Below are 12,362 nucleotides of genomic sequence, written 5' to 3' on the forward strand. Positions count from 1 at the left end.
CGTTTGAGTCCATTTGACCATTTTTCTTCCTTTTGGCATATTAGCATTGTTCACGATTTGTGGCCCCCTATTAGTGTGTTTCTGTATCTAGCTGTGGCGCTATGCGTGTAGGAAATCCCCCGCAAAATACTGTTCTTCCCAAACCTTGTGCGTATTTCATCCATTACTTTTGTTAGTTTTACTTCTTTTTCTCGTTGCGTGACATTATCGAAAAGAGAAATTTGTTCCTCCCCTTCTTGAATTAGATTCGTTAAAGAGATGCTTATGCTGCGGATAGGTTCTCCAGTATATTGTTCATGTAAAAAGTATGTACAAATCTTATAAATATCCATTGTTAAGTTAGTCGGACGACTTAAAGTATGTGTTTTTCTAATACCACCGTTATAACTCTTGCTATAACCAACAGAAAAATGAACGGTTTGAGCAAGTTTGTTTTGTCTTCTAAGGCGATAACAGACTTCTTCAATGTGTTCCAGTAGGACAATCGGAAACTCTTCTATTGTATAGTCACGCATTAGAATTTGGCTTTTTCCAATTGAAGTTGTAGCAGGGACATATTTCTCTGAAATACGGCTGAAGTCAATGCCGTTACTATGTAAGTGCAATTCCTCACCAATCTTGCCAAAACTCTGCTTTAAATATTTAAGTGGATAATTTGCTAAATCTCCAATTGAGTATATCCCTTTTCGATTCAACTTTTCTTCTGTTTTGTACGAAATACCCCAAAACTTATTAAGTGGCCGTATGCTCCATAATTTAGTTGGGACATCTTCATACTTCCAATGAGCGATTCCTTCTTTGTTCTTCTTTGCTTCAATATCTAAAGCAACCTTGCTCATTAAAGGGTTCGGAGCTATTCCGATGGTACATTCAATGCGTGTATGTTCATATATTTCACGTTTGAATTTCATAGCAAATTCATAGGGATCGTTAGCGAATAAATGAATGCTGTCAGTAACGTCCATCAGAAATTCATCTATGCTATATTGGTGAAAATCCTCATAAGGAACGTATTGCAAAGCTAACTTTGTTATGTAGTTGGAGCATTTAATATAAGTCCCCATAATTGGATTTACAACTAGAATATCTTTGCGACGAGGAATCTCGTAGAGCCTTGCCATCTTCTTTACACCCAACGCTTTTAATGGGGGTGTTGCAGCTAGAACGATTGAACCATTTCTATTCACATCACCTACTACAGCCAATTTGGTATGCATAGGATTTAATCCCATTTTGATGCAGCTTACTGAAGCGTAAAAACTTCGTAAATCAACACATAAGATGATTCTATTTGGTAGGATTGAATAGTCATACACCCTGATTCCCCCTTAAATATAATAAGAACGTAGGTTCGTTTTTTTATTATACACGAACCTACGTTCTTTTATAAAGGGTATTTGAAATAAATTAGAAAAGTTTATTTCAAAACAAGAAATTGCACAACTGATTAATGGATACAACAGGTTTTTAAATAAGCTGTTGTATCGTATGCAACAAAAATAGAAAAAACTCGATCTAAGTTTTTATTAAATAGAATTTTTTATAAAGTTACACGCCATCTTATTTTACATGCCTGAAAAAACACTTGGAAAAGTTCTTCATTATATAAAGGTAAATCCGATAAATTTACTTTATATCCGTTAAATAATGATTGTCCAGCTTTAACAAGTGGTAGTGTTGTTCCAGTAAGCGCGCCAGGATTTACTCCTTTTATATCCTCTTCAGGAGAAATCAATGCACCTAATGGGGAGTATTCTGTCTTAAATAAATTCCAATCAAAACAATTGTGAATTTCAGGATGTGCAGTTATGTAGAAAGCTGCCTCGTATTCAGGATCATCACCAGGTTCAATTTTTTTAGCATCTAATAATTTAATGTAATTCCGTTCGTGTTCTTCGCTTGAAAAATACATTTCTCCATCTCCTTTATAAATAGAAGTAAAACGATATGATTATATTTTTTGTTTTCGCCATGTTATAGCATATCCCTTGTAAAAACTTTGTAAAATTATATGTAAAAAACTGGAATGTTAGTTGTAAATAACATAAAATAAGAAGTAGAGTTACTTATAAATAACAGAAATAGGAGATGAGAGAATGTTATTTACTTTAGATGAAATTATGACACCAAGAGAAGCGTGTGATCGTTTGGGAGTTTCACTTGACAGCTTACATATGAAATTAAATAGATTGAAAAATAGTGATATGTTAAATAGATTAATTAAAGACGGGAAAGCGAAATATTATAAACCCGAAGGGAAGCAAAGGGGAGAATGGATATTTACTGTCGAAGCAATGGAGGAATTGTATCCTGGGAAAATGGTGTCCAATCTTTAACTTGAAAGATATTATAACTGAAAAGGAGAATTTCGCATGAAGAGACATACTTTTAAGGTACGAGAAAACACATATGATGTGTATATGGAAGAGGTGAGCCGTAGCGAATGTTTGATTGCTATACCTAAGTTGAATTGGTCTTATCTGCTTCTATATGATATAAGTCGATTTTAACAGTATGAAACGTAATGTGAAAAAATGATTCAATCGCTAATAAGATATAGAAGAGAAGATTTAGAAAATACAGCTGTGTTTTCACTACCGTTAGTGGTAGATAAAAAAGAGATACTATTAAGAGTTGAAAAAAATTTAAAGTACCGCATATAATTCACTAGATTCTTATTATAGGAGAGCTGCTTATATAATAAAGGAGGTACATGGTACATAATGAAAAATAAGAATAAAAGAAATCGGGAAAGAAAAGGACTCTTTGAATGAATCATGAGTCCTTTTTATCATTTAGAAGTGAAATTTGATTTGAAATGTATTCATTCATTATTGATTGGTGATAGTTAATCCAAGTTTCAATAGTCATATCGGCATCTCTAGCAAACTTTTTCGCATATTTATGTACAGTTTTATTTGTTTCTTTAAATCCATATAGGTTAATACCACCGGTGATTTCACCGATAAAATTAAATTCTTTGTGTTCACCAGGATAATAATTAAAGGCAATTTGATGGATTGTAGTGTCAACTACGTACCCTTCATAGAGAATATAAGAATGAAGTCCGAATGCACCGTTTTGATACATATTTTTAAGTATATGTTGATCGTGGAATTCATGGTGATAATAGCCTTGCATAAAGGATAATTTATTTCTGGATATTTCATTTGATTCTAATAATAAACAGTAAAGTAAAACACTTGCATAAATGCATAAACCACCGTTTTCATTGTGTTTTAAAACTTCTTTCCAGGCTGTATCCTCTTTTTTTAGAAAAGAGGATACTAGGTTATGATCCTCATATAAAGCAGCGTGAGTCAATTTTGTTAGATATAGAATCGGTTTTATAGTCTGTGCTGTGAAAAGATTCCCCGGTGCTCGTTGACTTTGATAGTGAGTGGGTTTTTGTTTTTTGTAATCATAACTTGTAAGCCATCCTTTTTTAAATACGGAAGAAATGTTTTTAACAGCTGTATTATGCGGATCTTGAGACTTGCTTATTTTCAAGGATATATCCATAAGAATCCTCCATTTGAGTTTGTAATTTCACATATCTTAGTTTTAGAGATTAATATTTACATTATATGACGGGTGCAAAATTGTTACCAGAAGTTACTTTGTTGGGAGGTAATCTCCAATCAAAAAAACCATAGAGAAATATATATTTATTTTAAAGGTAACATAGGAATATAATCTATGCATCAGACAAAAAGAAATCCTGTTGGGAATTTTAAGGATGAGTGCCGTGGAGAAAATAACACAATACATCTTCATTTAGTTTTACTAGTTCTTTCCTACTGTATTCCTCTATGTTAGTAGATGATAAGGGGATAAAAATGGTAAACTTAAATAAGTAATTGTATATTTTGAGGGCGGTCGAGTTGCTAGCCTTTCCCTTATTCAAAGAGAAAGGCTGAATTTAGTAGGTAAATTAGAGGGAACTAAATATTTTATTAAATAAAAAGAGGCGAGAAAGGATGGGGAATTAAGATGAATAAAGTTGGTTTGTTGTTAAAAGTAATCGTTACAATAGGTTTTTGGCTATATTTCTTTCCTGTAATACTTAACCCTAATAATGTTCCTTTTAGATTTCTTTTGAATACTTTCCCAGATGATATTGGAGGAACGGTTTTTAATTTCATGATTTTTTCTATTGGATATGTAGTTTATTTTTCCTTCGTAGTATTCATGGCACATAAGATAATTTGGTCTGAAACACCTAAATTAAAGAAAATACCAACAAGTAACAATGAATAAGAAATACATTCAGGTATTTAAATATACTAGTTAATGTGTAGTTTTTAAATATAACTTGGGTATTCGTATTTGTTGAGAATAATTCTGTCTATTTTACCAACATAATTTCACATACCACGTTTAAATTATTAATTAGTGATTGACACAACAATCTTTAGAGTGCTACGTTTTTAATATTAAAGTGATAAGTGGTTTATTAATTAGATGCAACATATATGAGAATAGATGCTGAAATAAGTTTAGAGAATGGAAAACTCTCTTCTGATATTCTGTAAAATTCCATATACGGATAATTTAATTATATAAACCATACATGTAGAGAGGAAGAAAGTAAGATGTTTAAAAAGGTTACATCGGTTGTTGCTTCTGTTTTATGTACTAGTTTTCTATTAACTGCTTGTAGTGGAGAGAAAGAGACTAAAAATACAGCAAAGGCAACTGACAAGAATGAAACAAAACAATCCATTAATTTACCGTATATAGCGGAGATCCCAACAATGGATGTAACAAAGGCAACTGATAGTGAATCAATGAATGTAATGCGTAATGTTTTTGAAGGTCTGTACACACTAGGAGAAGATAATAAATTGATTCCTGGAGTGGCACAATCTTATGACGTAAGTGAGGATAAAAAAACGTACACGTTTCATTTGAGAGAATCGAAATGGTCAAACGGAACGCCTGTAACAGCTGCTGACTTCGCGTTTTCTTGGAAACGTGCTGTGAATCCTGATACAGCAGCAGAATATGCATTTCTATTCTTTGATATAAAGAATGCAAAGAGAATTAATAGTAAAGAGCTACCTGTAGATCAGTTAGGGGTAAAAGCAATAGATGATAAAACATTAGAGGTGCAATTAGAGAAGCCTGTCCCTTATTTTATCGAATTGACAACGTTCGCAACGTTTTTACCCATTAACGAAAAGTATTTTGAATCACAAGCAAAGCAGTATGGCTTAGAAGCAAGCAAATTGGTTTATAACGGAGCGTTTACATTGGATAATTGGAAGCATGAACAAGGTTTTCAGTTGAAAAAGAATCCTAACTATTGGGATTCTAAAACAGTGAAATTAGATGAGATTAACTTTGATATTGTGAAAGATAAATCAACAGAAATAAATCTATATGAATCAGGTCAGCTTGACCGTGTAGGACTAACAGGTGAGTTTGTAGATAAATATAGAAAGAATCCCGACTTCAAGGAACGTTCTGAAGTTACAGTGCAATTCCTACGTATGAATCAAAAGAATGAAGTATTAAAAAATAAAAATGTTCGTTTGGCAATCAGTCAAGCAATGAATAAGAAAGCCTTTGTAGATACAGTTTTGAATAATGGTTCTCTTCCTGCAGACGGTTTTATACCAGTCGATTTTGCTACAAGTTCGGACGGAAAAGACTTCCGAAAGGAAAATGGAAAATTAGTAAAAGATGATGTGAAAGCAGCGAAGGAAAACTGGAAGAAAGCAAAGCAAGAACTTGGGAAAGAACAGGTAACATTAGAATTGCTTACAAGTGATAATGTGTTTGCTAAAAAGAATGCGGAGTACTTAAAAGGTGAATTAGAAAAGAATTTAGAGGGATTAACGGTCAATGTGAAGCCGCAGCCGCGCAAACAACAAATTCAATTGCTACTAAATAGTAATTATGATTTAGGTGTTGATGTATGGGCTCCCGATATTCCTGATCCAATCACATTTTTAGATATATTCGCGACAGATAGTAGCTATAACTTTGATAAGTATTCAAATCAGGCATATGATGAACTAATTCATCAAGTGAAAACAGATTTAGCTGGTAATGAAACTGCTCGTTGGGAGGCAATGAAACAAGCAGAAAAAATATTATTAGAAGATGGAGCGGTCGCACCATTTTATCAATCAGGCAGATCATACTTACAGCGTTCTTCTATTAACGGAATTATAACAAACGACTTTGGTGGAGAATTTAACTATAAGTTTGCTGAAATTAAAAAATAAGTAAAAAAAGGAGTCGAACATCTTCGACTCCTTTTAGTTTGCCATTTGATACACTTATGCATAATTGCATATGCAGTTATACTATTATAACAACTACAAATAACACATTTTTTGATATGCTTATGGTAAAATACCATATACTAACATTAGGTTGGAATAATATAATAAGAGATATTGCAGCATTCTTTTTTAGATTTAGAAGGGGAAATAATATGAACGAAATGCTTAAGAAAGAAGATAAAACTTTGGAACAAACATTGAAGAAATTCTTGGATAGAATTATTGATGAAATTGATTTCCAAAGAAAAAATCAAGAAGATATTGCAAAAATAGTTGGTATTTCTCCTGGAACTCTTTCTAAAAATTTAACTGGAAAAAACCAATTTGGATTTTGGAATTTAATCAAGTTACTGAATATATTATATCCGAGTGATTTTCATAAACAGAGAAAGATGTTACACACTTTCTGTTCTGTCACAACAAGTAAGAAAAACTTGAGGATTGCCATGGAATATGCGAATGCAAAAGGTGACTTATCACTTCTCAAGTTATTAGTAGATCGAGAGAGAAAATCTTCACTCGCAATGAATAGAGAGTGGGCTTATGTATATGAAATGGTATTACTTAGAAGTAACGGGACGATTAAAAAGCAGGAATTGTTATCCAGGCTTGAAGACCATAAGGGGAGTAAGATAATTAAGACAATCGAGATGAAGGTCTTATGTGGTATATTAACTTACTACACTATGTATGATTTAGAAAAATACAATTCTCTGTTCGAGTATGCCGAGATGTTGCTTCCAGATATTAATGCAATTACCGATAGTTTTATTAAGTCATCTTATTTAGGTAGGATTAAAGAAGGATTAGCTTATGCCTATTTAGTACAAGATAACCTTAAAATGTCTAGGAAATTATGTAAGGAAATTTTAGCGATAGATGATCCTAAAAATTGTTTCCACCTTTTAAGAGCATCAGCACTTGCTTATATAGCAGAATCATATACCTTTGATTGTTATGATAGTGCATCTTGGTATATGAAGAAGGCACTAAAGCAGTTAGGACCATGTAATTTTGAAAGGGAAAAACAAAGAAAGCAATCAATTCTTAACACCTATGCTTTTATTAAGTTAGTGAATAAGCAAGAATTGGAGAATATTGATATATATCATTCTGCAGAAAAATCTTTTTTAGAAATTATTAGAGGGAATCACAAGAAAGCAGTTGAAATCCTGAATGATATAGAAAAGAAAAATGGTATGCTCACACCGATGCAATATTGCTATTTAGGGATAGCAAAGAATGATATTTCTTTAATTGAAAAGTCAATTATGCTACTAGAGTGCGCTGGGAATCGCTTCTATTGTAGATTCCCTAAAAAAATAGTGGTAGAATTTAATGGAAATGGTATAATGTACGAAGGTGGTGCTATATGAAGAAAATATTATTTATATTAACAAGTATCGTTTTAGCGGCAGGAATTGTTTACACCGCTGCTGGTAGTAAAGAGCAACCAAACAAATTAGTGAAAAAAGATTCAGAACAATTATTAGCTAGAATGGCTGATCCTGGAAGTGGAATGGGTTGAGCCTTAAATAATTCGAATGCGATTGTCTCAGTAGAGGCAATCGCATTTGTTGTTTTTAGGGATATTTCCTAAATATCGATTTTGAAATTCGTGAAATGTATGTGAAGAATTCACAAACTGAAAACGAGAACCGAATTGAATTGAAATTTTAACTCCTAAAATCGACACATCGAATCGAGAATCTTCCTATTATATATACTTACTAAAATAATGAATTTCCAATATCTATTGTGGCCAAGTTTTGACGTCTTGTACGTTCTCTTAAATAACGTTCCGTCGTCATAATAGACTCATGTCCTAAATAGTCCCTGATTTTTTTTAATTCAATACCCTTTTCCATTAAGTAATTAGCCATGAAGTGCCTACAAGTGTGAGGAGTAATTCTATCCTGTCGATAGCGCAGAAAAGTTAAATTTGTTTCTTCAATTTTTTTTGCCACAAGAGAAGATAGATAGTCTGCTCTATAATTTGATCCATCAGCTTTAGGGAGAAAAGCGGAGGTATTCGATGCATCTAGTTTTGTTGTTTGTTTACGTAAACTTCGAACATGGCATAAAGCATCCAATGTATCTTCAAAGATACGAACTTCCCTACTTTTATTCCCTTTACCAACTACACGAAGTAGATAGGCATTTAAAGATGAATGAAAGACCAAATCTGCCCATTTAGCAGTTGCGATTTCTTCGATTCGTAGTCCTGTTGTAGTTAACAGGAAAAATGCAGTGTAAACAAAATAGTTGGATTTTTTCAGTTCATCTAATATCTGGGTAACTTCTTCTGGATAAAGGTCACGATTGACTAGCTCTTCTTTTTTTACGGATACTTTTTTAAGGCGACTACTAAAGTTGTCTGAGAGTCCGTTATTATCATACACATATTTTAAAAACTGCTGAACTACTGTTTTCTTTTTACGTAATGTAGTGGCAGCATATTTCTTACTTAATTCATAGAAGTAGATTTCCACGTCATTATGGGATAACTCCTGGATGGTTCCGATTGCTTCTTTTATGTAGCGAAGAAAATGAGAAAGATCGTGCAGATACTGTTGTTTTGTTCGCTCACTTCTTTTTTTCGTTAAAGAAGGCTCATCGTGTAAAAATAAATAAACTAATGATTCTTCACTTAATTGGGAGTAGTCAATATTACGGATACCCAAACCCATAATTTTTTCAAAATGACTGCTATCAAAAAAATCTGATTTTGATTTTACAATTTGGTTATTATGTTCGTAATTTATAATATTCAAATTTAAACACAACCTTTTATAGAATTAAATATTAAACAAATATTTTTATATAAAATTTTATAATTCTAATTATACCACAATAAATACATAATTTATTGTGGTATAAAATGAAATGTTTAAATATATATTTTTGGCTTATTATTTAACGTTTCTATTTAGGTAATGTATAATGGAAATGTTTAATTGATTTTTTTGTACATTTCAATCCAAATGCGGTAGGAGGAGATTTTTTTGACTAGTCTTCGTCTGAAAATTTTACAAGAAATCCATAACTTAGAAGATACCCATTGTTCAATTTGCCCTCTGAACAACCTATCAGTGAATTGTACAGATGAGCAAGAACAGGCAAAACAGAGAAACTACAAACATTGTAAAGGTTGTCCCATTTTCGATTCCATCCGAGAGAAAGGAGAGCAATTGAATTCTTTATCGAAAAAGAGTACATTTAATAAGGTACGGGAACGTTATATGGAAAATCCTTTTAAGTATCTTCAGTATAAAGAGTACTCAATCACAGATGTAGTAAAAGAAACCGGTTTAACAAAGTATCAACTAAGAAAATTTAAACAACAGCTAGAATGAAAGTTTCGGATGAGGTGAGAAATGGACTATTTATCTTTAGAAGAGGTATGCGATAGGGTAGGTTTAACAAAAAATCAATTAGGCTATTTAATTAAGTATAAACACATCGAACCTATCAATATGGCCACTTGGAAAGCAGATGGCGGATATCGCTTTGAGCAAGGAGATGTAGAAAAGTTAGAGGAATTATACAAAGACTCTTTAACATTAAAAGAAGCAGCTGAATTTCTAAGTAAGTCTAAGACTTACGTTCATAATGCAGCTAAAGATGGGATATTGCCCTTTAAAGAGATTGCTAAAGGGAAATCAACTGAACGATTGTACTTAAAAAAGGATTTGGAAATTTTCAAAGAAAGAATTGAAAACAGATCAAAAGAAGAATCGAAAGAGAAAAAGCAGCATTTAAGTCTCTATCTTGATGAAAAGGTAGTAGAAGCAATAAAGAAAAAGGCTGCAAAGAAAGGGTATAATGGCTACAAGAAGTTTGCTGAAGACATTTTATCTGCAGAAGTAAAAGAAGACATAGAAGAATAGAAATCCCAGAGAGAATAGATCCCTGAAAAATGAAAAAACATTAAAAGGGTTCTATTTTCATTTTTAAGAAACTTTCTCTCTTCCGAGTGCAATTACATTACCCTAAACACAAAAAACGATTACAGACGATTTTGAGAGGTCACTTTTCGGGTGCATTCCTAAAAAAATCACTGTAATTTCAAGAAAAGGGTTAATATATATAAGTTAGAAAATAAAGGAAAATAAAGTGGATAATTACAAGGGCGTTTTATTTGAAATTATATTCTCAAAAAATAGCATATGAAACTAAGGTCAATTATGAAAAATCCAAGAAATACAGTATACATATTCAGATTATAGTAAACTAAATTCTTATAAAACTCCTTAACTAAAAGATTATATACAGACTAAAATTGGACAGATTTTCTATTTTAGATTGTTGAAGTATGGTAAAATAGAAGTATAACTGTATATCGTGTGAAGGTGGGCTTGTTATTATCCCTTCTTTCCATTTGGAAGGAAAGGGGGTGATATAACATGGAATTTTTGTTCGAACTTTTAAAAGAAATTGCAAGAGCAGTTGTGCGTGAGGTTTCAGCATACGCACTGAAAAAGCAATTCGAAAAAAAAGACAACAAAAAACCCGCGCTTCACCGACCAAAGTACAAGCGTGGGTCTAAAAGAAAAAGATAATGCATAATAACAGCCACCTTGACAGTAGCAGTTATGAGACGGGATGTTGACAGCATCTCGTCTTTTTTAGTTTATGCAATTCAGTTAAGTACTATACTTTATATATACTGAATATGCATTCAATATATAACTAATCTAAAGTAAACATACCATATTTTCATTTTTTGGTCAACGTTTGGAAATATGAGGGACTAAATTAAGTGGTTTATACTGTGATTCCTAATTTAAGTGATATAAAAAATAAAAGTAGTTTTATAGGGAAGGGTTTGCTTATTTTGAAAACAAGCAAACCCATTTAATAGTTAGTCTTTAATATATTTTACGGCAATGGTTTTATCTATATCTTTGTGCAAATTGCTCGGTATAAGAATCAACTAATTTTGTACGTCCAGAATCAGAATAAACTTTAATGTTGTATTTAATATAAACATTGTATGCATCTTGATCCTGCCATTTTTGTACAGTCCACCAATAGTTTTTACTTTTAGGAAGAGATAGTCCACCTATTACATACCCAGCTACACCAGAAGCAAACGTATTTCCGATTTTCGCTATAACCCCAGCACCTAAACCTGCTATAGCTGCGTTAACCATAAAACGATATGAGGCATTATAAAATACATTGTTTCCATAAGTTGTCGTTACATATTTCCAGTTGAATGTACCAGCTGTGGGGTGAACATATTGAATTTGATCCGAATCTTTAGGTGTTATTGGATTAAAGGGAGCTTGTCCATTTAGGAATAAAGAGTCTAAATCTTGTTGAGGTAATGAACTAATATCAATTGCTCTATTTTCTTTTGATACATCCTGGTTGTAAGAAACTGCAGGTGAATTTCCTTCCTTGTTCTCTGCTGCTTGCGTTGTTGAACTAAATGCAAACCCTGAGCTTAGTAATAAAACCAATGAACTTCCTGCTAATAATGTTTTTTTCATAATAATCCCCTTTCATTTGTATAAGAAATTTAATACAATATATTATACAGTCATTCTCTGAAAAGTAATTATTTTCTAAAAATAGGAGGTAGGAGTCAATATGTTTGGTAAGATTACTTCAAAAAATGAACGTATTTACGTAATTATTGTAGTTGCACTGTCTATAGGGTTGTTTAGCATATCTCGTACAGTTTGGTGGTTGTATGGAATGGCGTTTTTATTGTTTTTATCCGCTTTTATATTTAGAGACAGACCTACAAAAAAGGAAGTAATGATAAATCTTGTTGGCTTTGTAGCATTATGTTTTATTTTTTGGATAGGAGAATACATCATAAATTTGTAAAATACTAACAATAATTCTTATTAAATACGATTATAACAAATTATTAGATAAATGGAATATTTTACTAACAATTTTAATATAGTGCTAGTTAGGAAAAATCGGTTATTTAAGGGGTTTATGCCGTTATTTTTATTTAGGGGTCCTACCAACAAAACGCGGAAAACATACGCTAAGCAAATTTCGACATAAAGAAAGCCGATTTTTCCTACGCTAAGGAATCATCGG

The 12,362-nt window shown here is 32.2% G+C and carries 14 protein-coding genes; 9 read left to right on the forward strand and 5 right to left on the reverse strand.

Annotated elements, in window-relative coordinates; genetic code table 11:
- Positions 1-50: 50 nt before the first annotated feature.
- Positions 51-1,316 (reverse strand): Y-family DNA polymerase, encoded by a 1,266-nt coding sequence (locus tag MHB74_RS27160; protein ID WP_000272590.1) that lies wholly within the window; start codon positions 1,314-1,316, stop codon positions 51-53.
- A gap of 224 nt (positions 1,317-1,540) precedes the next feature.
- A complete protein-coding gene (locus MHB74_RS27165) occupies positions 1,541-1,912 on the reverse strand; it encodes a hypothetical protein (RefSeq protein ID WP_000273950.1) in 372 nt (123 codons plus the stop codon).
- A 184-nt stretch (positions 1,913-2,096) separates the two neighbouring features.
- Here MHB74_RS27165 and MHB74_RS27170 point away from each other — a divergent pair, with 184 nt between their 5' ends.
- The gene (locus MHB74_RS27170; protein WP_000899536.1) at positions 2,097-2,336 is read left to right on the forward strand and encodes a hypothetical protein; all 240 of its coding nucleotides are present in this window, start codon (positions 2,097-2,099) and stop codon (positions 2,334-2,336) included.
- Positions 2,337-2,775: 439 nt separating this feature from the next.
- Here the strand turns inward: MHB74_RS27170 and MHB74_RS27175 are convergent, their stop codons facing one another.
- A complete protein-coding gene (locus tag MHB74_RS27175) occupies positions 2,776-3,522 on the reverse strand; it encodes a hypothetical protein (protein ID WP_000355316.1) in 747 nt (248 codons plus the stop codon).
- Positions 3,523-3,993: 471 nt separating this feature from the next.
- Between MHB74_RS27175 and MHB74_RS27180 the strand changes: the two genes are divergently transcribed.
- The 4 genes from MHB74_RS27180 (at position 3,994) to MHB74_RS27195 (ending at position 7,824) form a co-directional block, all read left to right on the forward strand.
- Positions 3,994-4,260 carry a hypothetical protein gene (locus tag MHB74_RS27180; protein ID WP_001045035.1) on the forward strand — a complete coding sequence of 89 codons (267 nt, stop codon included), beginning with the start codon at positions 3,994-3,996 and terminating at the stop codon, positions 4,258-4,260.
- Positions 4,261-4,595: 335 nt separating this feature from the next.
- Positions 4,596-6,236, forward strand: a complete 1,641-nt coding sequence (locus tag MHB74_RS27185; RefSeq protein ID WP_000475303.1) for a peptide ABC transporter substrate-binding protein — start codon at positions 4,596-4,598, stop codon at positions 6,234-6,236.
- Positions 6,237-6,448: 212 nt separating this feature from the next.
- Positions 6,449-7,672, forward strand: coding sequence for an AimR family lysis-lysogeny pheromone receptor (locus MHB74_RS27190; RefSeq protein ID WP_001004561.1), 1,224 nt, complete (start codon positions 6,449-6,451; stop codon positions 7,670-7,672).
- A complete protein-coding gene (locus MHB74_RS27195) occupies positions 7,669-7,824 on the forward strand; it encodes a hypothetical protein (protein WP_000721800.1) in 156 nt (51 codons plus the stop codon). The genes MHB74_RS27190 and MHB74_RS27195 overlap by 4 nt, the downstream gene beginning before the upstream one ends.
- Positions 7,825-8,026: 202 nt before the next feature.
- On the opposite strand, the gene MHB74_RS27200 is transcribed toward MHB74_RS27195, so the two are convergent.
- Complete coding sequence (locus MHB74_RS27200) at positions 8,027-9,070, reverse strand: tyrosine-type recombinase/integrase (RefSeq protein ID WP_001021532.1); 1,044 nt, start codon at positions 9,068-9,070, stop codon at positions 8,027-8,029.
- 231 nt (positions 9,071-9,301) lie between these two features.
- Between MHB74_RS27200 and MHB74_RS27205 the strand changes: the two genes are divergently transcribed.
- The 3 genes from MHB74_RS27205 (at position 9,302) to MHB74_RS27215 (ending at position 10,858) form a co-directional block, all read left to right on the forward strand.
- On the forward strand, positions 9,302-9,652 hold the full coding sequence (locus MHB74_RS27205) for a zinc-finger domain-containing protein (protein ID WP_000202840.1): 351 nt from the start codon (positions 9,302-9,304) through the stop codon (positions 9,650-9,652).
- 21 nt (positions 9,653-9,673) lie between these two features.
- A complete protein-coding gene (locus MHB74_RS27210; RefSeq protein WP_000385108.1) occupies positions 9,674-10,186 on the forward strand; it encodes a helix-turn-helix domain-containing protein in 513 nt (170 codons plus the stop codon).
- A gap of 516 nt (positions 10,187-10,702) precedes the next feature.
- The gene (locus MHB74_RS27215) at positions 10,703-10,858 is read left to right on the forward strand and encodes a hypothetical protein (RefSeq protein ID WP_000394773.1); all 156 of its coding nucleotides are present in this window, start codon (positions 10,703-10,705) and stop codon (positions 10,856-10,858) included.
- Positions 10,859-11,191: 333 nt separating this feature from the next.
- On the opposite strand, the gene MHB74_RS27220 is transcribed toward MHB74_RS27215, so the two are convergent.
- Positions 11,192-11,794 (reverse strand): hypothetical protein, encoded by a 603-nt coding sequence (locus MHB74_RS27220; RefSeq protein ID WP_000751948.1) that lies wholly within the window; start codon positions 11,792-11,794, stop codon positions 11,192-11,194.
- A gap of 100 nt (positions 11,795-11,894) precedes the next feature.
- Here MHB74_RS27220 and MHB74_RS27225 point away from each other — a divergent pair, with 100 nt between their 5' ends.
- Positions 11,895-12,137, forward strand: coding sequence for a hypothetical protein (locus tag MHB74_RS27225; RefSeq protein ID WP_000467112.1), 243 nt, complete (start codon positions 11,895-11,897; stop codon positions 12,135-12,137).
- Positions 12,138-12,362 lie beyond the last annotated feature (225 nt).

It is taken from the genome of Bacillus sp. FSL K6-0069 (genome assembly GCF_038007785.1).
Lineage (GTDB): Bacteria > Bacillota > Bacilli > Bacillales > Bacillaceae_G > Bacillus_A > Bacillus_A mobilis.